The following is a 19590-nucleotide window of genomic DNA, read 5'->3' on the forward strand; positions in this document are numbered from 1 at the left end:
GGGCGTCGCCCGCAAACTTCAAGTCATTTCTCAAGAATTCTTGCGAGCGCCCCGCCTCTGAGGCTACCATCGCTCTAAACGGCTCATTTGTCAGTCAAACCACGAAAGAGCGGACGCGCGTTCGCCCTTGCCTTTCCGTTAGTTTATGCGCCGCCTCTGGTTCCTTCTGCTGATCGTGTTGTTGCTTGCTGCGTGCTCTAGCGCGCCGCCGCAGTACTCGCACTTGGGCACGGGCGAGCACGCGGAAGTCGAAGCGACGAGGCCGAGACCCTCTGGGCTGCCCAACTTCGTCGACCATAGCATCGGCCGCGAGGAAATTTCGATCGAAGCCATGAGCCTCGTCGGCGTACCGTATCGCTGGGCCGGCAATACACCGGCAAGCGGCTTCGACTGCAGTGGCCTCGTTCAGTACGTCCTCGCACGGGCTGCTGACGTCAAGCTGCCCCGCACGACCGCTGACATGAGCCGGCGCGGGCAAGTGATCGAGCCCGACGAGATCGCAACGGGCGACCTCGTCTTCTTTAATACGACTGGCCGCTCGCATTCACACGTCGGCATCTATGTGGGCAACCTGCGTTTCATCAATGCGCCGTCTACAGGCGGCACGGTGCGGCTTGATTATTTGACGAACCCCTATTGGGCAAGACGATTCGACGGCATTCGGCGTGTTGCGCCGCCGCTCGATCAACCGACACCACCCTTCGATGGACCGACGTATCTGGCGGCACCTCGCGAGATACCGGCCGAGCCGGCGCCCCCCGCTCCTGCGGCGGCCACTAACGCTGAGATCACGCGGGTCTCCAACGAAGCGCTAAGCGCCCAACCGGCTCCGACAGCAACGCAGGACGACCCAATCGCCCGCTTTGCCCAGCAATAGCAACGGCTGGCTGCGTGCCGCGAGGTTCTGCTGCACACGATCTGATCGAAGGCAGCGGAAGGCCACGAAAGCTGCGCTCGCGACTACGCGCAAAGCAGTTTTCCAACAACCGCAATCATCTTCGCGGAACACGAGCGTACGGCCGGCTTTTCGATCACCCCCAACAGCAAACGAGTTCGACGAGATAATCGCCTCGGCCGCCGGAGCTGCACGGCGCGCGCTTACTCCCCGCCGAAAAAGTTCTGTGGGCCCGCGAAGTTGTCGAATTTGGTGTACTGCCCGAGGAACGTCAGCCGGACGGGGCCGATCGGCCCGTTACGCTGCTTGCCGATAATGATTTCGGCCGTCCCTTTGTCGGGGCTGTCGGGATTGTAGACCTCGTCACGATAGATGAAGAGGATCACGTCGGCATCCTGCTCGATGGCGCCCGACTCGCGCAGATCCGACATCACCGGGCGCTTGTTCGGCCGCTGCTCCAGGCTCCGGTTCAGCTGCGACAGTGCGATCACTGGTACATCGAGCTCCTTTGCGAGGCCTTTCAGCGAACGAGAGATCTCGGAGATTTCGGTCGCCCGGTTTTCACCTTGAGAACTGCCCGACATCAACTGCAGATAGTCGATGATGATGAGGCCAAGCTTGCCGCACTGGCGTGCCAGCCGGCGCGCCCGCGAGCGCAGCTCCATAGGATTGAGGCCGCCCGTTTCATCGATGAAAAGCTGAGCCTCGCTCATTTTCTGCACGGCATGGGTGAGCTTCGGCCAATCGTCGTCCGTGAGCCTGCCCGTGCGCATCCGATGCTGATCGAGGCGCCCCACTGAGCCGAGCATCCGCATGGTGAGCTGCGTGCCCGGCATTTCCATCGAAAAGACGGCCACCGGCAGCCCATACTCAACGGCCACATATTCGCCGATGTTCATCGAAAAGGCGGTTTTACCCATTGACGGGCGCCCTGCCACAATGATGAGTTCACCACCGTGCATGCCCGACGTCATGCGGTCGAGATCGACGAACCCCGTGGGAGTACCGGTAACATCGCTCGGATTCGCCGTGTGGTAGAGCGTATCGATACGCTCGACAACCTGCGTGAGCAACGGCCCGATCTCAAGGAACCCTTGCGTGCCACGCGCGCCGTCTTCCGCAATCGAAAAGACCTTCGATTCGGCCTCATCGAGCAGTTGCCGGACCTCCTTGCCCTGCGGATTGAACGCTTCGGACGCGATTTCATCGGCAACCGACACAAGCCGCCGCAATACCGCGCGGTCCCGCACGATCTCGGCATAGCGCCGGATGTTCGCCGCGCTCGGGGTGTTCTGCGCGAGCGCGTTGAGGTAAGCGAGGCCGCCGACGTCATCGGCTTTGCCGGAGCTGACGAGCGACTCGTAGACGGTCACGACGTCGGCCGGTCGCGTCGCCGCGATGAGCCGGCCGATATGCTCATAGATGAGTCGGTGATCGAAGCGATAGAAGTCGCTTTGCGAGAGAAAATCCGCAATGCGATCCCACGCGGCATTGTCGAGGAGCAGCCCGCCCAACACCGATTGCTCGGCTTCGATCGAATGCGGCGGTACTTTTAGCGACTCAACTTGGGGGTCTTGGAGCGATGCGTTCATGGAGAGGCATTATCGCGAACTGACTGGCCGTTCGCCAAGAGACGGAAGACAAAAAAGGGCAGCCGAAAGCTGCCCTTTTGTTCGAGAAAACAGAAGCCGTACGCGGCCCCTGCTTCTCTGCGCTATGTGACTCGGTCTAGCCATGCGCCAGTTCAACGCAATGACGCACACCTCGTCTCAATCGCGATAAAGCCTAACGCTTAAGCGTGCTCGCCGAGCACGGACACCGTTACGTCAACGGTAACGTCCGTGTGCAACGAGACCTGAACGGCGTGATCGCCGACCATCTTGAGCGGGCCTTGCGGCATGCGCACTTGCGCTTTCTCAACGCCGAAGCCTTCTTTCGTCAACGTCACAGCAACGTCAGCGTTCGTGACCGAACCGAAGAGACGACCGTCGACACCGGCCTTCTGTGCGATCTGGATCGTGAGACCCGCCATCTTTTCACCCAGCGCTTGGGCTGCGGCGAACTTTTCAGCTGCGGCCTTCTCGAGCTCTGCGCGGCGCACTTCGAATTCCGCAATCGCGTCCTTCGTGGCACGGCGAGCGAGCTTCCTCGGGATCAAAAAGTTACGGGCGTAGCCGTCCTTCACCTTCACGACGTCGCCGAGGTTGCCCACGTTGACGACTTTTTCCAACAAAATGATTTGCATTCGGATTCTCCTTATAGCGTCGTCTGATTAGGCCTTGTGCAGATCGGTGTACGGCACCAGCGCGAGGAAACGTGCGCGCTTGATTGCCGAGTCGAGCTGGCGTTGATAGTGGGCCTTGGTACCCGTCAGACGAGCCGGCGTGATCTTGCCGTTTACGCCAATGAAATCCTTCAGCGTTTCGATGTCCTTGTAGTCGATGGACTCGACACCGGCTGCCGTGAAACGGCAAAACTTCTTGCGCTTGAAAAGCGGGTTTTGTTGCTGACGGCGCTTGTCGAATTTTTTACCAGCGGGGCGGGGCATGTTTAGTCCTTTCCAATATCCTGCAATTCTGTGATGTGAAACACCAAGGTTCGCGCATTGCGGCTTTTTTTTGCCAGAAAGCCTGTGAAGAGCCTTTCCACGCCCAGCTCACAGCTTTCAAGCTTGCCGCTCGCGGCGCCGGCAGCCAGTGCCGGCATGGTCAGCTCGACTTGCCGGGCGATGCCGGCCTCGACGACTTCCGTACGATGCTGCAACGTGCAGCTTGCGATCGGCATGCCAGCTGGCGTGAAGCGCAGCGGTTCGCGCTCGATCACACTGGCCGTAAGTTGTAGCCTGTTCACGGAAGCGACAAAAAGCCTACGAAACCTTGGCGGCTTGTAACGTTGATACCGTTAAGCCTGCGCTTCGGACGGCTGCGAGGAAGCAGCTGCCTTCTTGGCTTCTTCGCGCTGCACTTCCTTCATCATCGGCGAAGGACCGGTTTCGGCCTTCTTCATCTTGACGATGAGGTGACGCAGAACGGCGTCGTTGAACTTGAATGCGTGCTCAAGCTCTTCGAGCGTTGTCTGGTCGCATTCGATGTTCATGCAGACGTAGTGAGCCTTCGCGAGTTTCTCGATCATGTAGGCCAGCTGGCGACGGCCCCAATCTTCAATGCGGTGAATCTGCCCGCCGTGCGAGGTAATCGTGGACTTGTAACGCTCGATCATCGCGGGCACTTGCTCGCTTTGATCGGGATGCACGATGAAAACGATCTCGTAATGACGCATATGCGCTCCTTATGGATTGAAGCCACCCGGGCGTCGAACCGGTGCGGCAAGGTGGTAAGCCAGAAATTGTAACCCGGACGCGCTCGATGCGCAAGAATGCGCCCGCGGCTCAACCATTCACGCCTTTACTTTCAATGACTTGTCAGCATCCACCGGCATGCCGGGCCGCCAATTCCGGACGGGCGAGGTGTCGCCCCAATAGCCGGGTCGCGCGTAGGCTGCTTTCAAATAGTCGATGAAATAGCGCACTTTCGCCGGGACGTACCGCTGTTGCGGGTAGACGGCCAGGATGTCGTAGTCGGGCAGCGCGTACTCGTCGAGCACCGTTTCGAGCTCACCGCGCGCCAGCTGTTCGTCGATCTCCCATGTCGAGCGCCAGCCGAGCCCGAGCCCTTCCGACACCCAGTGGTGCAGCAGCTCGCCATCGTTGCAATCGAGGGTGCCCGTCACGCGCACGTTGACGAGTTTGCCGTTGCGGCGAAAATTCCAGCCGCGGTTCTGTCCGCCTTGCAGGTTGAAGGCAAGGCAGTTGTGCCGAGGCAGATCGTCGAGAAACTTCGGACGGCCGTACTTCGCGAAGTAGCCGGGCGTGCCGCAAACGACGCGCCGGTTCGTCGCCAGCTTGACTGCGACGAAGCTGGGATCGACAGCACCGCCAATACGAATCGACAGATCGAATCCCTCGCGCACGAGGTCCACAACCCGATCGGTCAAATTGAAAGACATGCGCAAATCGGGCTTGTCGACCAAAAATGCCGGGGCGAGCGGCGCGACGTGTTTGCGTCCAAACGCCGCGGGCGCCGACACGATCAAATGTCCGCTGACCGAGCGGCGCCCTGCCGCCAGTTCGTTTTCGGCCTGATCCCAGTCGGCGAGCATTCCACGACATCTTTCGAGGAAGGCGCCCCCCTCTTCGCTGACGACGAGGCGCCGCGTGGACCGATACATCAGCTTTACGCCAAGGCGCTTTTCAAGCGCGTCGATGCGCCGCCCAAGCACGACTGGCGAGACGCCCTCCTCGAGCGCCGCCGCCGCGAGGCTACCCGCGTCAGCCACTCGAACGAATGTTTCAATCTGCTTGAAGCGGTCCATCGTACTCTCCATCCCCCCTCGTTTCGCCTGCTGCTGCAACCACACGGTCTTCGTGCAGGACTGGCAGCGGTGGCGGCCATTCCATACTTTTTGTATTGAAATACCCGACCCCTGGGATCTTATCAAACCTTGGGAACCCTTTTACAGTAGCCGTTCACGAATCCACCGCTTCCAGGAGAATATTCATGCCGAAGATGAGAGCCGTAGACGCAGCTGTGCTCGTCTTGGAGAAAGAAGGTATCGATACGGCGTTCGGCGTACCCGGTGCCGCGATCAACCCGTTTTACTCAGCCCTGAAAAAGAACGGCAGCATCAGCCACGTCCTTGCACGTCACGTCGAGGGCGCCTCGCACATGGCCGAAGGTTACACCCGCGCAGCGCCGGGCAACATCGGCGTGTGTATCGGCACATCGGGCCCCGCTGGCACGGACATGATCACGGGCCTTTACTCCGCCTCCGCGGACTCCATTCCAATCCTCGCCATCACCGGCCAAGCGCCGCGTGCACGGCTCTACAAGGAAGACTTCCAGGCCGTCGACATCGAGTCGATTGCGAAGCCCGTCACCAAGTGGGCGGTGACGGTGCGCGAGCCGGCGCTCGTGCCGCGCGTCTTCCAGCAGGCGTTCCATTTGATGCGCTCGGGCCGTCCGGGCCCGGTGCTGGTCGATCTGCCGATCGACGTTCAGCTCGCCGAAATCGAGTTCGATATCGATACGTATGAGCCGCTGCCGGTCTACAAGCCGCGCGCGACGCGGGGCCAGATCGAAGCCGCGCTGAAGATGCTCAACGATGCCGAGCGTCCGCTCATCGTGTCGGGTGGCGGCGTGATCAACGCTGCTGGCGAGGACCTGCTCGTCGAGTTTGCCGAAACGCTTGGCGTGCCGGTCGTTCCGACGCTGATGGGCTGGGGCACGATCGCCGACGATCACCCGCTCATGGCAGGCATGGTTGGTCTCCAGACCTCGCACCGCTACGGCAATACGACGATGCTCGCGTCCGATTTCGTGCTCGGCATCGGCAACCGTTGGGCAAACCGCCACACGGGCAGCGTCGACGTCTACACCAAGGGCCGCAAGTTCGTCCACGTCGACATCGAGCCGACGCAAATCGGGCGTGTCTTCGGTCCTGACCTCGGCATTGTCTCCGACGCGAAAGCGGCGCTGGAGCTCTTCGTCGAAGTCGCCCGCGAGTGGAAGGCGCAAGGCCGCCTGAAGGATCGCAGCGCGTGGGCCGCAGAGTGCCTCGAGCGCAAGCAAACGATGCATCGCAAGACGCACTTCGACAACGTGCCGATCAAGCCGCAACGCGTCTACGAAGAGATGAACAAGGTGTTCGGTCGCGACACCTGCTACGTCAGCACGATCGGTCTCTCGCAGATCGCCGCTGCGCAGTTCCTGCACGTCTACAAGGCGCGCAACTGGATCAACTGCGGCCAAGCAGGCCCGCTCGGCTGGACCATCCCGGCCGCCCTCGGCGTGCGTGCAGCCGATCCGCAGCGCCCCATCGTCGCGCTGTCGGGCGACTATGACTTCCAGTTCATGATCGAAGAGCTGGCGGTCGGCGCACAATTCAACCTGCCGTACGTGCACGTCGTCGTGAACAACTCGTACCTCGGCCTCATCCGCCAGGCACAGCGTCAGTTCGACATGGACTACTGCGTGCAGCTGGCGTTCGAGAACATCAACGCGCCTGAGCTGAACGGCTATGGCGTTGACCACGTCGCGGTTGCGGAAGGCCTGGGCTGCAAGGCGCTGCGAGTGTTCAAGCCGGAAGACCTGAAGCCCACGCTCGAAAAAGCGCGCGCGATGACGAGCGAGTTCAAGGTACCGGTCGTCGTCGAGGTCATCCTCGAGCGCGTGACGAACATCGCGATGGGTCTTGAAATCGACGCGGTCAACGAATTCGAGCCGCTCGCGGAATCGATCGAAGATGCGCCGACCGCCATTGCGGCGCTGCAGTAAATGACGACACGTCGATCGGCTCAAAGCGAGCCGGTCGACGTTCGTCCAATTGTCGTTTATCTTTGACTGACTGACCGACCAACGAGATTTCACTATGCCGAAATTCGCAGCGAACCTGACGATGCTGTTCAACGAGGCGCCGTTTCTCGACCGCTTCGCCGCAGCGGCTCGCGCCGGCTTCGATGCCGTCGAGTTCCTGTTCCCTTACCCCTACTCGCCGGCTGAGCTCGCCGAGCGCCTGGAAGCGAACAAGCTGCAACTCGTGCTGCACAACCTGCCCGCCGGCAATTGGGAAGCGGGCGAGCGCGGCATTGCCTGCCTGCCGGATCGCGTGGGCGAATTCCAGGAAGGCGTAGGCCGTGCCATCGAGTATGCGAAGGCGCTGAAGGTGCCGCAGCTGAACTGCCTCGTCGGCATTCGGCCGGCCGGTGTCGATGCCGACAAAGCCCGTTCGACGATCGTCGAGAACCTGCGCTTCGCGGCCGCCGCGCTCAAGCAAGAGGGCATCAAGTTGCTGGTCGAGCCCTGCAACTTCTATGACATCCCGGGCTTTGCGCTGAACCGCTCCAAGGAAACGCTCGACGTGCTCGACGCTGTCGGCTCGGACAACGTCTTCCTGCAGTACGACATTTATCACATGCAAAGGATGGAAGGCGAGCTCGGGGCCACGATCAAGGCGATCCTGCCGCGCATCGCGCACATCCAGCTTGCCGACAATCCGGGCCGTAACGAGCCGGGCACGGGCGAAATCAATTACGCGTTCCTGTTCACACTGCTGGACAACCTCGGATACGATGGCTATATCGGTTGCGAATACAAGCCGCGCACAACGACGGTTGAAGGGCTCGGCTGGCTCGAAACCGTCGCTGGCCGCAAGGCAGCGGCGTAAGTAGCGCACCCGATGCCGATCGGGCACTGGCTCGATCGGCTCGATCTGCTCGACATCGAATCGAGCTCCGATCCATCAAGAAACAGCAACCAGACTGACGGAAACTATTCAAATGGCAAAGATCGGCTTTATCGGGCTCGGCATCATGGGCTCGCACATGGCACGCAACCTGCAAAAGGGCGGCCATACGCTCGTCGTCAACGGCAAATTCCCGGTTCCCGAGGACCTCAGCAAGAGTGCAACGGTCGTCGCCGATTCGGCGGCAGTCGCCGCGGCTTCGGAAATCATCATCTTGATGGTGCCCGACACGCCTGACGTCGAGAACGTGCTCTTCGCCGGTGATGGCGTGGCAAAGGGTCTCTCGAAGGGCAAGCTCGTCATCGACATGAGCTCGATCTCCCCGATCGAGACGCAAGCTTTCGCCAAGCGCATCAACGAGCTTGGCTGCGACTATCTCGACGCGCCCGTTTCGGGTGGCGAGGTCGGCGCACGCGAGGCGACGCTCACGATCATGGTCGGCGGCCCCGAAGCCGCGTTCGACACGGCGAAGCCCCTTTTCGAGCTGATGGGCAAGAACATCTCGCTCATCGGTGACAACGGCGCGGGCCAGACCTGTAAGGTCGCCAACCAGATCATCGTTGCGCTCAATATCGAAGCCGTGGCCGAGGCGCTGCTGTTCGCGTCGCGCTCGGGCGCCGATCCGGAGCGCGTGCGCAAAGCGCTGATGGGCGGCTTCGCAAACTCGCGTGTACTCGAAGTGCACGGCGAGCGCATGACGAAGCGCACCTTCAATCCGGGCTTCCGCATCGAGCTCCATCGCAAGGATCTGAACCTCGCCCTCGACGGCGCGCGCAAGCTCAACATCGCCCTGCCGAATACGGCCAGCGCGCAGCAGCTCTTCAGCGTCTGCGCCGCAAACGGCGGCAATGCCTGGGATCACTCGGCCATCGTCCGTGCGCTGGAAATCATGGCTAACGCCGAAGTTGCCAAGTAAAGCAAGACGGTCGCGCGTATAGCGCGACGGCATGACGCTGCGCTCGAGGTATTGCGACGCTGTTCGCAGGCACAGAGAGCGCAGCGCCAGGAATTCGGTCGCCGGCCCTGCTGGCGGCCGTCTCGTGGGGCGCCTTGCCCGAACGCACACATTGCCGATCCGGGACCGGCAATGCGTGCATCGGGCGAGGCAAAAACGCCGCTTTCGGGCTGAGAGTGGCGTCGTGGGGTCCGCAGCGGCACCTGGCGACGACGGGGAAGCCTTGGTCGGTCAGACGTCGTCGTCGGGTGTCCGCCTGTCGGATTACTGCATTTTAATCGAGATGCCGCGCGCTAGCTTGCGGCGCCCCTCATAGCTTTCTTGTCGCTTTCTCAGCCATCAATACGTATCGAAAGCCGCTTGCAAGAGCGTGCGATCATTGATGCCCGCTGCCAACGCCAACATCAGCAGCACGCGAGCCTTGTAGGGGTTGAGCGTACCCGCGCTGACGAAGCCCAGTGCATCGTCGGGCGCAGCGCCGTTGCGTATCACATGCCCTGAACCGACGCGTGACGCGCGGACAACCGAGATCCCCCGCTGGACGGCTTCAGCGAGTGCCACTTGTAGCGTCCCGTGTATCGATCCGTTACCCGTCCCCGCAACCACAATGCCGCGCACGCCTGCCGCAATCGCCGCATCCACGGCGATCCGCGACACCCCCGCGTAGCTCGGGATGATTTCCACCGCAGGCCAGCCGAGGGCCGCCGAAAACGGCGTAGCACCCGTATGCGGGCGCACGACACCGCGCTGGAACTCGACGCGCCCATCTTGCACCCAGCCTAGCGCGCCCACCTCCGGCGACTGGAACGCATCCACTGCGTAGGTGCTCGTCTTGACGACGTCGCGCGCGCTATGAATGCGGTTGTTGAACGCGACGAACACCCCCTGGCCCCATGCTGCTCGCGTCGCAGCGAGCGTCACCGCGCCCAGCAGGTTCATGGGCCCGTCGGCCGAAAGCGCAGAGGCCGGCCGCATCGCTGCAGTCAGCACGACGGGCTTCGAGGTCTTGACGACGAGATGCAGCAAATAGGCCGTTTCTTCGAGGGTGTCGGTGCCATGGGTCACCACGATGCCATTGATGTCATCGCGTGCCGCGAGCGCTTCGATGCGCTGCGAGAGCACCGTCCATAACCGGGGATCGAGATCCTTGCTGTCAATGCTCGCGATTTGCTCGGCCTCGATGCGCGCGACACCGCTCACCGCCGGTACAGCCGCCATCAGCTGCTCGACGCCCACGACACCCGCTTGATAACCGGCGGTCTGCGCGGCATCGCTAGCCGTGCCGGCAATCGTCCCGCCCGTCGCCAAGACTGCGATGCGCGGCAACGGGGCCGATGTCGAACCTGGGGAAAGAAAGGTGGTATTCATGGCCGCCATTGTATATGGCCGTGGCAACGCGATTCTTGTAGCCAGCATAGCTTGCTGGGCTGATTTCACCCGATACGCCGATCGCCCGCCTCCCGTCCGGATGACGAGCACGGAAGGCTACGCGTCGGCAGCCATGGGGGGTGATCAACGAAAGCCACCGCAAAGAGCTGGCACCGCTCGATCGGCCACTCAAGCCGCTTCACGCAAACGTTCCGTGATGTCCGTGCCCGCCAGTTGCGGCGCGATCATCTCGATGAAGCGGTACGCGTAGGAGCGCAAAATTGCGCCTTTGCGCAGCCCGACGCGAGTCGTACTCTCTTTAAACAGATGCTGCGAATCGAGCGCCACGAGCTCGGAGTCACGTTTGGGATCGTATGCCATGCCGGCGACTACGCCCACGCCCATGCCCAGCTCGACGTAAGTCTTGATGACATCGGCATCGATGGCCGTCAGAACGACGTCAGGCGCCCTGCCGCACTTTTCGAACGCTTCGTCGATATGGGCTCGACCTGTGATGTCGCGCTCGTAAGTGATGATCGGATAGTCCGCAACGTGCTCGAGCGTCACGTTCTGAATATCGACGAGCGGATGCCCCTTCGGCACCACGACCACGTGATGCCACGAATAGCAAGGGAACGTGACGATCTCGCTATAGCGATCGATTCCTTCCGTCGACATCGCAATGTCGGCCTCGCCTTCGAGCACCATCTGTGCAATCTGCCGCGGGCTGCCCTGACGCAACGCCAAATGGACCTTCGGAAAGACCTGTTTGAACTGTCGGATGACGTTTGGCAACGCATAGCGCGCCTGCGTGTGCGTCGTCGCAACGACGAGATGCCCCGTCTCCTCGTCCGCATATTGGCGTGCGACGCGGCGCAGATTCTCGGCGTCCAGCAACATGCGCTCGATGAGCCCGTGCACCGCCTTGCCCGGCTCGGTCAAGCCGGTGAGCCGCTTGCCGCGACGCACGAAGATATCGATGCCGAGCTCGTCCTCGAGATCCTTGATCTGCTTCGACACCCCCGACTGGGAGGCAAAAAGCACGTTAGCCACTTCGGTCAGGTTCAAATTGCGGCGCACCGCCTCACGCACGTAGCGCAACTGCTGGAAGTTCATGAATGCCTCTTGAAGTCGAACCGCATCGTCCTAGACAGCACCTTCGTTATGGCCTGGTACACGTTTGACGCTCGCCCCTGCCCGATTGTTTTCGCTGCCAAGTGTGCTTCTGTCATTGCGCCTCGAATACCCGCGCCGCGCGCGGCACAACCGTGACGCGGTCGCCTTCCACGAGGCGCAGTGCATGCCACGCGTCGCGCGCAAGCTCCGCCTCAAGCGGGCCGCCCTCGCCCGCGAGCTCCACGCGCACCGATGCACCACGCGCGATGACGCGTCGCACATCGGCGGCCACGCCATCGGGCCGTGCGATCGCGTGCGGGTGCAACTCCAGATCGTGCGGGCGCACATACGCAAATGCCGGCCCCGAGGACGCGTCCAAGCGCGCCGTCGCGGCGGGAAGCGCTGCGCTCGCACCATCCGGCACGAACCCATGCGCTTCGATGCTACCGGCCACACGATTTGCCGCACCGAGAAACGCATAGACGAACGGCGAGCGCGGCTCTTCATAGACTTCTTGCGGGCGGCCGGATTGCTCGATGCGGCCGTCGTTGAGCACAACGATCCGGTCAGCGACGTCGAGCGCCTCGTCCTGGTCGTGCGTGACGAAGATCGTCGAAATCGACAACTCGTCGTGCAGACGCCGTAGCCAGCCGCGCAACTCCTTGCGAACCTGCGCATCGAGGGCGCCGAACGGCTCGTCGAGCAAGAGCACACTCGGCTCCACAGCAAGTGCCCGCGCGAGCGCGACGCGCTGGCGCTGCCCGCCCGATAGCTCGGCGGGATAGCGCTCGCCGAACCGATCGAGTTGCACGAGCGCAAGCAGCTCGCGCACCCGAGCACGAATGGCGGCTTCCGACGGCCGCTCCCGACGCGGCTTGACGCGCAGCCCGAAGGCTATGTTCTCGAACACGGTCATGTGACGAAACAGCGCGTAGTGCTGAAAGACGAACCCGACCTGCCGATCGCGCGCATCGAGCGCGCCCACGTCTCGGCCATTCAAGACGATCTCGCCCTCGTCGGCCGTCTCGAGGCCGGCGATCACGCGCAAAAGCGTCGTCTTGCCGCAGCCGGACGGACCGATGAGCGCGGCCAGCTCGCCACGCTCGAATTCCAGTGAAATGCCGTCGAGCGCGACGAAATCGCCGAAGCGCTTATGCAGGTTGCGAACGATGATGCCCATTCCGAATCCTCATCGATGTGTCCGACCGGCGCCGTCCGACTTGAGCCGGCGCTCGGCAAAAAGCTTCACGGCGAGCGTCGCAAGCGCGAGCAGTGCGAGCAGCGAAGCGACGGCAAACGCGGCCGCCGCGTTGTAATCGTTGTACAGGACCTCGACATGCAGCGGCATGGTGTTGGTCATACCGCGGATATGCCCCGATACGACGGAGACGGCACCGAATTCGCCCATTGCGCGCGCGTTACAAAGAATGACGCCATAGAGAAGCCCCCATTTGACGTTCGGCAGCGTGACACGCCGCCAGATCTGCCAGCCCGAGGCTCCAAGCACGCGCGCCGCTTCCTCCTCTTCCTTGCCTTGCGCCTGCATGAGCGGAATCAACTCGCGCGCGACGAACGGAAAAGTCACGAAAATCGTCACCAGCACGATGCCGGGCACGGCGAAAACAATCTGCAGGTTGTGCGCCTCTAGCCACGGGCCCAACCAGCCCTGAGTACCAAAGAGCAGCACGTAAACCACGCCGGCAATGACGGGCGAGACAGAAAACGGCAGGTCAATCAGCGTTGTCAGCAGCGCGCGCCCCGGAAACTCGAACTTGGCGATGGCCCACGACGCGGCAAGGCCAAAGGCGATATTGAGCGGCACCGCAATCACCGCCACCGTGAGCGTGAGCGCAATCGCGGCGCGTGCGTCCGCATCGGCAAGCGCCTCGAAGTAAAACCCGGCGCCCTTGCTGAACGCCTGACTGAAAACCGCAACGAGCGGCACCAAGAGAAAAAGCGCTAGAAAGGTCAGCGCTATGCCGGTCATCACCCATCGCGTCACCCCCGCGCCCTCACGGCGATGGTGACGCGACGCACGTGCCGTCGTCTTGTATGAAACGCCTTGCCCCCCATCGATGGGGGCGCATTTCGTTTCAGCGGGCATGGCGAGCCGGTTCATGAAGGCGCTCCCTGTGTGCCCGCGGACGGTTTGCTGCCGCGCGTACGCACGCGCCGCCGGCCGATCGTACGGCGCTGCCAATGCCATTGCACGGCGTTGATGGCGAAGAGCATGGCAAACGACGCGACAAGCATGACAACGGCGAGCGCGGTGGCTCCGGCATAGTCGTACTGTTCGAGCTTCGTGATGATCAACAAAGAGGTCACTTCCGACTTCATGGGAATGTTGCCGGCGATGAAAATGACCGAGCCGTATTCGCCCAGTGCTCTCGCAAACGCCAGCGCAACGCCCGTCGAGAGCGCCGGCGCAAGGGCGGGCAGCACGACACGTGAGAACGTCTGCCAGCGCGATGCCCCGAGGCAGGCCGCAGCCTCCTCCTGCGCGCGCTCGAAATCCTCCAGCACGGGCTCGACAGTGCGCACGACGAACGGCAGGCCGATGAACGTCAGCGCGACGAGTACGCCGAGCGGCGTGAACGCGACTTTGAGGCCAAGCGGCGCAAGCCACTGTCCGATCCAGCCGTTCTCAGCGTAGACGGCCGCGAGCGAAATACCGGCAACGGCCGTGGGTAGCGCGAACGGCAAATCGACGATGGCATCCACGAGGCGCTTGCCCGGAAACGGATATCGGACCAGCACCCACGCAACCAGGAGACCGAACACACCGTTGATGAACGCCGCGATCGCCGCGGCGCCCAAGGTAAGCCGGTACGATGCCAGCACACGCGGCGAGGCGACGGCGGCCAAGAACTGCGCCCAATCGAGGGTCGCGGCTTTGAAAAACGCGGCGCAAAGCGGAATCAGCACCACGAGACTGAGATAGGTCACCGTGATGCCGAGCGTCAATCCAAACCCCGGCAGCACGCCAGGCTTGCGAAATGAAAACGTCGTCATGCCATTTTGCTCATGATGCGGCGTATACCGCCAGCCCGACTGTGAAAGCGAGGCGCACATCGTGCGGCTCTCGCATCACCGGGGCACCGGCACGCGTACGCCCGGCCGCTAGTGCGGCTGGTAAATTGCGTCGAACGTTCCGCCGTCGGCGAAGTGCGCCTTTTGAGCATTGGCCCACCCGCCAAAGGTGTCGTCGACCGTATAAAGCTTCAGCTTGGGGAATCGCGCAGTCAGCTCGGCCGGCAGATTCGTTGCGCGGGGACGGTAAAAATGCTCCGCGGCGATACGCTGACCTTCGTCGGTGTAAAGGAACTGGAGGTAGGCTTGCGCCGCCTTGCGCGTGCCGCGCCTGTCGACCACTTGATCGACCACCGCCACAGGAGGCTCCGCGAGAATGCTTGCCGAGGGCACGACGATCTCGAACTTGTCCGCGCCGAACTCCTTTTGCGCAAGAAACGCCTCGTTCTCCCAGGCAATCAGCACGTCGCCGAGGCCACGCTGCACGAAGCTCGTCGTCGCCCCGCGGGCACCCGAATCGAGCACGCCGGCGTTGCGGTAGAGCTGCGCGACAAAGGCTTTCGCCTTCTGCTCGTCGCCGCCCGGACGATGAAGCGCATACGCCCACGCGGCGAGATAGTTCCAGCGCGCGCCGCCCGAGGTCTTTGGATTGGGCGTGACGATCGACACGCCCGGCTTTGCGAGATCATCCCAATCCTTGAGGTGCTTCGGGTTGCCGTGGCGCACAAGGAAAACGATCGTCGAGGTGTACGGCGACGCGTTGTCGGGCAATCGTTTTTGCCAATCGCGTGCAATGAGGCCGCGATTGGCCAGCGCGTCGATGTCATAAGCGAGCCCAAGCGTCACGACATCGGCCGGAAGGCCGTCGAGCACGGAGCGCGCCTGTGCGCCCGAGCCGCCATGCGACTGTCGAATCGAGACCGCTTCGCCCGTGCTCGCCTGCCATTGGGCAGCAAACGCCTTGTTGATACTCTGATAAAGCTCGCGGGTCGGGTCGTACGACACGTTCAGCAGCGTCGTGCTCGCCTGCGCCGGCGCTTGCACGCCCAAGCCAAGCGCCGCCCCCGCCGCGCCCCACGCCATGCCGGCCAGCAAGCGCCGCCGCGTGGCCGACCATTCCCTTCCGCGCTGCTTCATCGCTGGGTTCCCCTTGCCATATCTCACTGAACTCACTGAATTTTTCACCGTCGGGGTAGTCTATTCCCCGCCCTTTATTATCCCAACGAATGAATTCTAATTTTTTTATTCCAAATTCTGCTAAAGGAAGTCGTCAGCCAGCGCTAGAGGGCGGGGTCAAAAGATAGGCTTGAAAACGGCACGATACTGTATAAAAATACAGCCACCTGTCTATCCATACAGTGGCGCCATGATCAAACTTACCGCACGGCAGCAACAGGTATTCGACCTGATCCGCCAGTCGATCGAACAAAGCGGCTTCCCGCCGACACGCGCCGAGATCGCCACAGCACTCGGCTTCAGCTCAGCCAATTCGGCCGAAGAGCACCTTCGCGCGCTGGCGCGCAAGGGCGTCATTGAGCTGGCAGCCGGCGCCTCGCGCGGCATCCGGCTGCTTGCACCGGGCAATGCGCCTCATCAATTGTCGCTGCCGCATGCCGCGCTGATGCAACTGTCTTTGCCGCTCGTCGGTCGCGTTGCCGCCGGCAGTCCAATCCTTGCGCAGGAGCACATCTCCCAGCATTACGCCTGTGATCCGGCGCTGTTCTCGAGCAAGCCCGACTACCTGCTGAAAGTACGCGGCCTTTCGATGCGCGACGCCGGCATCCTTGATGGCGACCTGCTGGCCGTGCAAAAGCGCAGTGAAGCGAAAGACGGCCAAATCATCGTGGCCCGCCTCGGCGACGATGTCACGGTCAAACGCTTGAAGCGCCGGACCGACGGCATCGAGCTCGTCGCGGAAAACCCCGAATACGAAAACATCTTTGTCCAGGCCGGGAGCACGGAATTCGCGCTCGAAGGCATCGCTGTCGGCCTCATCCGCTCAACGGAATTTTGAACGCTCTGGGAGACGCCATGAATCGCCTTGTTCGCCTCATGCCAGTTCGCCGCTTTGGCCGCCTACGCCACCTGCGCGCTTTGGTGCCCTGCCCGCCGCTCGATGCGTTGCCGCCGGCCGATGCCGAGCGAGAGGCCACGGGTGCCGACACAATGCAACCGTCGGCCATGCCCGCATTCGCCCGCGTCTCGCTCAACAGCGCCTTGCACGCCGAACCGGCACGGCGCGCTCCAGTGCGCGTCTACCATGGCGCATCGCGCGTCATCCTGGTCGGCACCATCGACGCGGTCTGCCGGATGATCGATCGCTGCATCGACGAGGAGCGTGCTGGCCAGCGTGCCGCCACGCTGGGCTGAGATATCGAGCTGCCGGAGCATTGCAGTGACGGTTGCTGGCGGATATTTGGCGAGCCGGCACCCTCATCGGCAGGGATCGTTTTGCCGTGCGCCCGGTCCATTGGAGTTTCACATCTGGTGAATCTGTGGAGAACGCCCAGTGATGACCTATGACAAGCCCAATCCGTCACGCCACAAGCCGCTCACGATTATCGTGCTCGTGGTCGCGATGCTCGTTGCATTTGCCGTCGTTGGATATGGCTACGCCACGCCCTACCTCGCGCTCAACCACTTGAAGCGGGCAGTCGATGCACGCGACGCCGAAACGGTCAATGCGTACGTCGATTACCCGGCGCTGCGCACGAGTCTTAAGCAGGAACTGACTGAATTGCTCTCGCGACGCGTAGAGGCCCAAAAGAGTGAGAACCCATTCGCGGCGTTGGGCGCACTTGTCGGGATGGCGCTGATCGGGCCACTCGTCGATCAATATGCGACCCCTGATGGCGTCATTGCGCTGCTTAACGGCATACCGCCAAGCGGTAAGCCCGGTGACGTGCTGCACATGGCGCCCGCACCAGCGCCAAGCAACGGGGCCGGTCCGCAAGCTGCGTCGCCGGCGCCGAGCCCGTCCGCTGAGGCGCCACCGGCCAAGCCTGCACCGGCCAAAATCGCAGCCCACTATCGAGGCATTGATGAGTTCGTTGTCACTTACCGGCACGACGCCGAGAGCGCGCCTTACAGCGTGATATTGCATCGCGCCGGATGGTTCTCGTGGAAGCTTGTTGCCGTCGACCTCAACGAGTAAACGCACACACGCACATACCCGCCCGGCTCCGCTTCTAGGTTTCGCTGCTGGCCTTCGCCGTTGGCCGCGGAACACTCGCAGGCTCGACTTCGTGAGCGGGACAGATGGTCACGAGGATGCTGCAAGAGACGCGGTCAAGCAGTTGCGTGTTGCCCGAGCCCATCCACCAACGCGACAGCCCACTGCGGGCACGGTGACCAACTACCACGAGGTCGACCTTCAATTCATCGGCGAGATTGGTTATTTCATCGATCGGATGACCGAACGCGAAATGGCCATGAGCTGTCACGCCACGTTCAGTCAGCCAATCGACGCCCTCCTGGAGAATTTCGCGCGCGGCATCCTCGAAGCGCCCGCATGCGACATCAGTCAGCAGACCTGCGCTTTGAGCAATGCTCGTACGCATATCGACGACGGATAACAGGTGCGTCTCGGCATTCAGGTCGAGCGCGAGGTCGGCGCCGCAGCGCAACGCCTTGCGACCCTCTCGCGTACCGTCGTAACAGAGCAGGATCTTGTTGTAGGTAGCCATGGTAGCCTCGCTTTCCGCGCAAACCGCAGAGGTTTGGTTGAATCATCGTGCGCTGCAACCGGAGTTGCAAGGCATGGAAAACGCGTAGTCGCCCACACTGGCACGTCAAGTGCGGCAAATCCATCCGTCCCCCATACGTCCCCCATAGCGACACCGAGGCCGAAGATGCGGTGCCACGCTTGCATCCTTCCTTTTCAGGCCTTTCCGCCTTACACCTATCCGCCTTACTTGAGCCTTGCACTGTTCGCACGCTCGGCAAGGCTAGCGTTCAATGCCATAGAATGGGGCGCCGACGGCATCGATTTCGTGCGAAACGTGAGTGGATCAATGTCAAATACCATTGAATTTTGCGAAGTTGAAAAGCGCTACGGCGAAAGGACTGTCGTCGATCGCTTGACGTTCCATGTGCGCACGGGCGAATGCTTCGGCCTGCTGGGACCCAACGGTGCCGGCAAGACCACCACGCTCAAGATGCTGCTTGGCATCGCCGAGCCGGACGCCGGCACGATCGCGTTGTGCGGCAAAGCGATTCCCGCACATGCGCGTCTCGCTCGGCAGCGTACCGGCGTCGTCCCACAGTTCGACAACCTTGACCCGGACTTTACTGTCAGCGAGAACCTTCTCGTCTTCGGGCGCTACTTCGGTTTATCTACAAGCAAGGCTCGGGCCATGGTGCCCGGACTGCTGGAATTCGCGCGCTTGGAACACAAAGCCGACGCGCGCGTAAGCGAGTTGTCTGGCGGTATGAAACGACGTCTGACGCTCGCACGCTCGCTGATCAACGACCCGGACGTGCTGATCATGGACGAACCCACGACGGGCCTCGATCCGCAAGCACGGCACCTCATTTGGGAGCGGTTGCGCTCGCTGCTCGCACGGGGCAAAACGCTTTTGTTGACGACGCACTTCATGGAAGAAGCAGAGCGGCTGTGCGACCGCCTTTGCATCATCGACGAGGGCCGTAAGATCGCGGAAGGTGCGCCGGACGAGCTCATTGAAAGCGAGATCGGCTGTGAGGTCATCGAAGTTTATGGGGCCAGCCCAGCCGCGCTGCGCGACGAGCTGACGCCGCTCGCTGCGCGCACAGAAATCAGCGGTGAGACGCTCTTTTGCTATGTCAACGATGCGGGCCCGATCAACGCGCGGCTCGAAGGCCGGCCTGGTCTGCGCTACCTGCACCGGCCCGCCAATCTCGAAGATGTGTTCTTGCGGCTTACCGGCCGTGAAATGCAGGATTGAGA

21 protein-coding genes are annotated in these 19590 nt (G+C 62.1%); 8 read left to right on the forward strand and 13 right to left on the reverse strand.

Annotation, left to right across the window (positions count from 1 at the left end):
• The first annotated feature begins 145 nt into the window (after positions 1-145).
• The gene (locus VL598_RS09815) at positions 146-877 is read left to right on the forward strand and encodes a C40 family peptidase (RefSeq protein ID WP_414718691.1); all 732 of its coding nucleotides are present in this window, start codon (positions 146-148) and stop codon (positions 875-877) included.
• A 221-nt stretch (positions 878-1098) separates the two neighbouring features.
• Here the strand turns inward: VL598_RS09815 and VL598_RS09820 are convergent, their stop codons facing one another.
• The 6 genes from VL598_RS09820 to VL598_RS09845 all read right to left on the reverse strand — a co-directional run bounded on the left by VL598_RS09820 (position 1099) and on the right by VL598_RS09845 (position 5266).
• Positions 1099-2487: a replicative DNA helicase gene (locus VL598_RS09820; protein WP_325326521.1), complete on the reverse strand. Its 1389-nt coding sequence runs from the start codon at positions 2485-2487 to the stop codon at positions 1099-1101.
• Between the two features lie 200 nt (positions 2488-2687).
• Complete coding sequence (gene rplI / locus VL598_RS09825) at positions 2688-3140, reverse strand: 50S ribosomal protein L9 (protein ID WP_325326522.1); 453 nt, start codon at positions 3138-3140, stop codon at positions 2688-2690.
• Between the two features lie 27 nt (positions 3141-3167).
• A complete protein-coding gene (rpsR, locus tag VL598_RS09830; RefSeq protein WP_325326523.1) occupies positions 3168-3443 on the reverse strand; it encodes a 30S ribosomal protein S18 in 276 nt (91 codons plus the stop codon).
• Between the two features lie 2 nt (positions 3444-3445).
• On the reverse strand, positions 3446-3745 hold the full coding sequence (priB, locus tag VL598_RS09835; protein WP_325326524.1) for a primosomal replication protein N: 300 nt from the start codon (positions 3743-3745) through the stop codon (positions 3446-3448).
• 51 nt (positions 3746-3796) lie between these two features.
• Complete coding sequence (gene rpsF, locus VL598_RS09840; protein WP_325326525.1) at positions 3797-4174, reverse strand: 30S ribosomal protein S6; 378 nt, start codon at positions 4172-4174, stop codon at positions 3797-3799.
• 117 nt (positions 4175-4291) lie between these two features.
• On the reverse strand, positions 4292-5266 hold the full coding sequence (locus tag VL598_RS09845; protein WP_325326526.1) for a LysR substrate-binding domain-containing protein: 975 nt from the start codon (positions 5264-5266) through the stop codon (positions 4292-4294).
• A gap of 185 nt (positions 5267-5451) precedes the next feature.
• On the opposite strand from VL598_RS09845, the gene gcl reads away from it, so the two are divergent.
• The 3 genes from gcl (at position 5452) to VL598_RS09860 (ending at position 9110) form a co-directional block, all read left to right on the forward strand.
• Positions 5452-7227 carry a glyoxylate carboligase gene (gcl, locus tag VL598_RS09850; protein WP_325326527.1) on the forward strand — a complete coding sequence of 592 codons (1776 nt, stop codon included), beginning with the start codon at positions 5452-5454 and terminating at the stop codon, positions 7225-7227.
• A 94-nt stretch (positions 7228-7321) separates the two neighbouring features.
• Positions 7322-8116, forward strand: a complete 795-nt coding sequence (gene hyi, locus VL598_RS09855; protein ID WP_325326528.1) for a hydroxypyruvate isomerase — start codon at positions 7322-7324, stop codon at positions 8114-8116.
• Positions 8117-8210: 94 nt separating this feature from the next.
• Positions 8211-9110, forward strand: coding sequence for a 2-hydroxy-3-oxopropionate reductase (locus VL598_RS09860; RefSeq protein ID WP_325326554.1), 900 nt, complete (start codon positions 8211-8213; stop codon positions 9108-9110).
• 378 nt (positions 9111-9488) lie between these two features.
• Here the strand turns inward: VL598_RS09860 and VL598_RS09865 are convergent, their stop codons facing one another.
• The 6 genes from VL598_RS09865 to VL598_RS09890 all read right to left on the reverse strand — a co-directional run bounded on the left by VL598_RS09865 (position 9489) and on the right by VL598_RS09890 (position 15800).
• Positions 9489-10517, reverse strand: coding sequence for an asparaginase (locus VL598_RS09865; RefSeq protein ID WP_325326529.1), 1029 nt, complete (start codon positions 10515-10517; stop codon positions 9489-9491).
• Between the two features lie 189 nt (positions 10518-10706).
• The gene (locus VL598_RS09870) at positions 10707-11633 is read right to left on the reverse strand and encodes a CysB family HTH-type transcriptional regulator (protein WP_325326530.1); all 927 of its coding nucleotides are present in this window, start codon (positions 11631-11633) and stop codon (positions 10707-10709) included.
• 112 nt (positions 11634-11745) lie between these two features.
• Entirely contained in the window at positions 11746-12813 is a 1068-nt protein-coding gene (locus tag VL598_RS09875; protein ID WP_325326531.1) for a sulfate ABC transporter ATP-binding protein, read from the reverse strand.
• 9 nt (positions 12814-12822) lie between these two features.
• Positions 12823-13752, reverse strand: coding sequence for a sulfate ABC transporter permease subunit CysW (cysW, locus tag VL598_RS09880; protein ID WP_325326532.1), 930 nt, complete (start codon positions 13750-13752; stop codon positions 12823-12825).
• Positions 13749-14645 carry a sulfate ABC transporter permease subunit CysT gene (gene cysT, locus VL598_RS09885; protein ID WP_325326533.1) on the reverse strand — a complete coding sequence of 299 codons (897 nt, stop codon included), beginning with the start codon at positions 14643-14645 and terminating at the stop codon, positions 13749-13751. The genes cysW and cysT overlap by 4 nt, the downstream gene beginning before the upstream one ends.
• 108 nt (positions 14646-14753) lie before the next feature.
• Positions 14754-15800: a sulfate ABC transporter substrate-binding protein gene (locus VL598_RS09890; RefSeq protein ID WP_325326534.1), complete on the reverse strand. Its 1047-nt coding sequence runs from the start codon at positions 15798-15800 to the stop codon at positions 14754-14756.
• Between the two features lie 229 nt (positions 15801-16029).
• Between VL598_RS09890 and lexA the strand changes: the two genes are divergently transcribed.
• From lexA to VL598_RS09905, 3 genes are all read left to right on the forward strand, one after another.
• On the forward strand, positions 16030-16677 hold the full coding sequence (gene lexA / locus VL598_RS09895; protein WP_325326535.1) for a transcriptional repressor LexA: 648 nt from the start codon (positions 16030-16032) through the stop codon (positions 16675-16677).
• Positions 16678-16694: 17 nt separating this feature from the next.
• Positions 16695-17033 carry a hypothetical protein gene (locus tag VL598_RS09900; protein ID WP_325326536.1) on the forward strand — a complete coding sequence of 113 codons (339 nt, stop codon included), beginning with the start codon at positions 16695-16697 and terminating at the stop codon, positions 17031-17033.
• 142 nt (positions 17034-17175) lie between these two features.
• A complete protein-coding gene (locus VL598_RS09905; RefSeq protein WP_325326537.1) occupies positions 17176-17817 on the forward strand; it encodes a DUF2939 domain-containing protein in 642 nt (213 codons plus the stop codon).
• Positions 17818-17851: 34 nt separating this feature from the next.
• On the opposite strand, the gene VL598_RS09910 is transcribed toward VL598_RS09905, so the two are convergent.
• On the reverse strand, positions 17852-18349 hold the full coding sequence (locus tag VL598_RS09910) for a universal stress protein (protein WP_325326538.1): 498 nt from the start codon (positions 18347-18349) through the stop codon (positions 17852-17854).
• Positions 18350-18676: 327 nt separating this feature from the next.
• Between VL598_RS09910 and nodI the strand changes: the two genes are divergently transcribed.
• Positions 18677-19588, forward strand: coding sequence for a nodulation factor ABC transporter ATP-binding protein NodI (nodI, locus tag VL598_RS09915; RefSeq protein ID WP_325326539.1), 912 nt, complete (start codon positions 18677-18679; stop codon positions 19586-19588).
• Positions 19589-19590 lie beyond the last annotated feature (2 nt).

Source organism: Trinickia sp. (assembly GCF_035492435.1).
Taxonomy (GTDB): domain Bacteria; phylum Pseudomonadota; class Gammaproteobacteria; order Burkholderiales; family Burkholderiaceae; genus Trinickia.

Bases quoted from the DNA above. Each gene is read 5' to 3' on its own strand.
- VL598_RS09815 (WP_414718691.1), top strand. From the start codon at position 146: ATGCGCCGCCTCTGGTTCCTTCTGCTGATCGTGTTGTTGCTTGCTGCG.
- VL598_RS09820 (WP_325326521.1), bottom strand. From the start codon at position 2,487: ATGAACGCATCGCTCCAAGACCCCCAAGTTGAGTCGCTAAAAGTACCG.
- rplI (WP_325326522.1), bottom strand. From the start codon at position 3,140: ATGCAAATCATTTTGTTGGAAAAAGTCGTCAACGTGGGCAACCTCGGC.
- rpsR (WP_325326523.1), bottom strand. From the start codon at position 3,443: ATGCCCCGCCCCGCTGGTAAAAAATTCGACAAGCGCCGTCAGCAACAA.
- rpsF (WP_325326525.1), bottom strand. From the start codon at position 4,174: ATGCGTCATTACGAGATCGTTTTCATCGTGCATCCCGATCAAAGCGAG.
- VL598_RS09845 (WP_325326526.1), bottom strand. From the start codon at position 5,266: ATGGACCGCTTCAAGCAGATTGAAACATTCGTTCGAGTGGCTGACGCG.
- gcl (WP_325326527.1), top strand. From the start codon at position 5,452: ATGCCGAAGATGAGAGCCGTAGACGCAGCTGTGCTCGTCTTGGAGAAA.
- hyi (WP_325326528.1), top strand. From the start codon at position 7,322: ATGCCGAAATTCGCAGCGAACCTGACGATGCTGTTCAACGAGGCGCCG.
- VL598_RS09865 (WP_325326529.1), bottom strand. From the start codon at position 10,517: ATGAATACCACCTTTCTTTCCCCAGGTTCGACATCGGCCCCGTTGCCG.
- VL598_RS09870 (WP_325326530.1), bottom strand. From the start codon at position 11,633: ATGAACTTCCAGCAGTTGCGCTACGTGCGTGAGGCGGTGCGCCGCAAT.
- VL598_RS09875 (WP_325326531.1), bottom strand. From the start codon at position 12,813: ATGGGCATCATCGTTCGCAACCTGCATAAGCGCTTCGGCGATTTCGTC.
- cysW (WP_325326532.1), bottom strand. From the start codon at position 13,752: ATGAACCGGCTCGCCATGCCCGCTGAAACGAAATGCGCCCCCATCGAT.
- cysT (WP_325326533.1), bottom strand. From the start codon at position 14,645: ATGACGACGTTTTCATTTCGCAAGCCTGGCGTGCTGCCGGGGTTTGGA.
- VL598_RS09890 (WP_325326534.1), bottom strand. From the start codon at position 15,800: ATGAAGCAGCGCGGAAGGGAATGGTCGGCCACGCGGCGGCGCTTGCTG.
- lexA (WP_325326535.1), top strand. From the start codon at position 16,030: ATGATCAAACTTACCGCACGGCAGCAACAGGTATTCGACCTGATCCGC.
- VL598_RS09900 (WP_325326536.1), top strand. From the start codon at position 16,695: ATGAATCGCCTTGTTCGCCTCATGCCAGTTCGCCGCTTTGGCCGCCTA.
- VL598_RS09905 (WP_325326537.1), top strand. From the start codon at position 17,176: ATGACCTATGACAAGCCCAATCCGTCACGCCACAAGCCGCTCACGATT.
- VL598_RS09910 (WP_325326538.1), bottom strand. From the start codon at position 18,349: ATGGCTACCTACAACAAGATCCTGCTCTGTTACGACGGTACGCGAGAG.
- nodI (WP_325326539.1), top strand. From the start codon at position 18,677: ATGTCAAATACCATTGAATTTTGCGAAGTTGAAAAGCGCTACGGCGAA.